Below are 3,216 nucleotides of genomic sequence, written 5' to 3' on the forward strand. Positions count from 1 at the left end.
GAGATCGATGCAGCATTTTTGAAATATATGTAATACTTTTTCCTGAGTTTAATAGAGCTGCAATAGCTCCTCTTTCACTAGCGGATAAGTGTTTAAAAGTTCTGCTTTTTGTGTTAGAATTAAGTTGGTTCATCATGGGCCTCCTTTAGATTATTTGTTTAGGCACTTATATTCTAGCACAGGATTCATGGTGAATCTTTTTTTATTTAGTTGTTCAATTTCATTTTACAATTAGCCATAAATATTTAGTATATAGAAAACTCTAAAAAATATATATAATTTTATTATTTTTTTATAGATAATATATTATTTTTAATAACTTTGTAACTCTTTTACTTATTTTTTATGCTAAAATATAAGCGTACAATATAATAAATTTAAGGGGGGAAATAAAATTGAATAAAAAGATTTTACCAATACTACTGGCATTTTCTATGTTATCTCAGTCAGTAATAATATCATCAGCTTTAGATAGCAATAATACACCTACAAACGCTGACAGCGATATAATAGAAAATAGTAACGTAGTTGATGAAAAAGAAAAAGAAACTAGCGTAAATAAACCAAATAATGAAGTTAATCCAAGTAATATAACTGAACCTGAAACAGTAAATAAGGAAGAAGAAAAAAAAGAAGATGTAGTTGAACCTGAAAAGGATAAAAATACTTTACCTCATTTAGAATCTGAATTATATGCATTTAAAAATAGTGACTCTATTGTAAAGCGTATATCAAGTAGTGAAAGAGTAAAAACATCTATAGAAATAAGTAAATTTCAAAATGTAACTGCAAAAAAAGTTATTTTGGCAGATTCTAGAAACTATCCTGATGCTCTTGCTGCTGCTGGGCTTACTGATGGTAAATATCCAGTTTTATTAGTTGGAAGTGATATCACAATAGAATTAATAAATGAAATTAAACGTCTACAAGCAGAAGAAATCATTATATTAGGTGGTAATAATTCAATTTCTACTGCTATTGAAAATAAACTTAATTCTATAGAAGGAATCAAAACTAAAAGAATCTCTGGATATAATAGATACGAAACTAGTAAGAAAATTCTTGAGGAAAGCGGAAAAAATAGTGTGGTATTTGCATATGGACGCAATTTCCCAGATGCACTAGCAGCTTCACCACTATTAAAAAAATCTGCCCTTTTACTTACAAATAAATACTCACTAAGTCCTGAATTATCTGATACTGTAAAAAATATCACTGATAAAAATGTACAAATTATAGGTGGAATCGGAAGTATATCTAAATCTTTTGAAAATCAGATTACGAATACATATGGAATTGAAAACATAGAAAGAATATCAGGAATAGATCGTTATACCACTAGTGTTAAAGTTGCTGAAAAATTCCAATCTGATACAGCAATAATAGCATCTGGAGAGTCTTTCCCAGATGCATTAGCATCATCGACTCTTGCTCAAATGATCGATGCTCCAGTTTTACTAGTATCTAAAAATAAAATTGATGAATCTGTTGCTAACTACATAAAAAATAACAATATTAAAAAAGCTATTATTGTTGGTGGAGAAGGTACAATTTCAAAAACAACTGAAACAAATGTTGAAAGATTAATTCAAGGTAAGGATATGATAGTTCCACAAACTCCAATAATTCCTTCTGTAGAATTTGATAAAAACGATAAAAATGCAGTTACAAAATCTGATGTAAATGTATATACAGATAAAGATATGAATAATGTACTTGGAACTGTAAAAAATAATAAAATTATAGATATACTTGAATATACAGAAACATCTACTAAAGTTCAATATGATAAACTTGTAGGTTGGGTAAATAATGAACAGCTTACTAAATACAATCCTGTTTCATTTGGAAAAGTAGTTAATCAAGTACCTTATGTTTCTCAGCTTTATCCAGTATACGCTCCTAATGGTTGTGAGCCAACTGCAATGCTTATGGGATTGCAAGGTAAGGGATATACTAATATTGGGTTGAGAGCTTTTCTTGATGCAATGCCAAAAACTAGTAGTAATCCTCAAAAAGGTTATGTAGGAAGTCCTTACGGAAATGAAAATACTCGTTTCCTTACAATAGATCCTGAACCTCTAGCAAAATATGGTCAAAAATATGGTAATGTTGCCAATATCCAAGGTCAACCTATTGATCAAATTATAAAAGAAATACAAAATGGTAATACTGTAGTAGTTTACTTGACTCTATATTGGGGTACACCAAAGTACAAAGTATTACCTATAGATGGAGTTCCTACTAGAAGAATATTCAATAATCACGCATTACTACTTACTGGTTATGATCCTGCTAAAAAAATGTTTTATATAGCAGACCCTTATAATCATGAAAAATCAGGTGCAAACAGAAAAAAATCATTTTACTATTGGAAAGCTCAGTCAGAAGTTGAAAGATGTTACAACTACGATAACAGAAGATTTGCGGTTTCAATAAGATAGTTTCCTAGCATAATATTTGTTTTAAGGTTTCATTAATATGTGTTAAACCAAATTTTAAATATAATATTGTATTAAATAATATATTTGTTTAATACAATAAAAGGCCAAAGAATATTTCATCTTTGGCCTTTTTATATGATTTATAAACATTAAATAAATTGTTATCTCTTAAAATTTCTTATTACATAAGTCTGATATCAATTTTTTTAATATTACTTTCCTATAGGTGTAGATATCCTATCTAGTCTTTGAGATATCTTTACTGCTGTAGAGTACCTATCAGCTCCTGATATTCTTTCTTTGTTAGTAACTTTTAGTCCGTCATAGATTGACTTAGACACTGAATTTTCTCCTCCACCGACAAGTATGCTATCTACCTTCCAATCAGCTATATCTTTTGCTGTAATGTCAGTTAGTTTATCTGGTCTTGTTAAGTGTATTGGAGCCTTAAATTTAGCTGCTAGTGAGTTGATTGTGATTCCATCTGGGAAGTCAGTTCCATCCACTAGTATCATGTCTGTCTTATTTCCAGTAAGTGCTCTTACTTCTTTACCTATTAGCGAAGCTGTTTCATATCTGTCTGCTCCACCTATTCTAGATACTGAAGATATCTTTAAATCAGCGTTTAATCTATCTTGTATGCTTTTTGCAACTGAATTTGTACTTCCACCGATTACTATATTATTTAGATTCCAGTCCTTTATTACATTTTCAGTTGTAGTTGTAAGCTTGTTAGGATTTGTAATTAAAATTGGTACTCTCTTTTGAGTTG

3 protein-coding genes are annotated in these 3,216 nt (G+C 29.5%); 1 reads left to right on the forward strand and 2 read right to left on the reverse strand.

Features of this window, described 5'->3' with window-relative positions:
• Positions 1-136: helix-turn-helix domain-containing protein (locus C0982_RS10245; protein ID WP_145994525.1), on the reverse strand; the 136-nt coding region annotated here is incomplete at its 3' end.
• A 259-nt stretch (positions 137-395) separates the two neighbouring features.
• On the opposite strand from C0982_RS10245, the gene C0982_RS10250 reads away from it, so the two are divergent.
• On the forward strand, positions 396-2,444 hold the full coding sequence (locus tag C0982_RS10250) for a cell wall-binding repeat-containing protein (RefSeq protein WP_101774091.1): 2,049 nt from the start codon (positions 396-398) through the stop codon (positions 2,442-2,444).
• A gap of 212 nt (positions 2,445-2,656) precedes the next feature.
• On the opposite strand, the gene C0982_RS10255 is transcribed toward C0982_RS10250, so the two are convergent.
• The coding region (locus tag C0982_RS10255) for a cell wall-binding repeat-containing protein (RefSeq protein ID WP_180946941.1) at positions 2,657-3,216 on the reverse strand (560 nt) is incomplete at its 5' end.

The sequence above is a fragment of the Peptostreptococcus faecalis genome (genome assembly GCF_900240845.1).
GTDB classification, from domain to species: Bacteria; Bacillota; Clostridia; order Peptostreptococcales; family Peptostreptococcaceae; genus Peptostreptococcus; species Peptostreptococcus faecalis.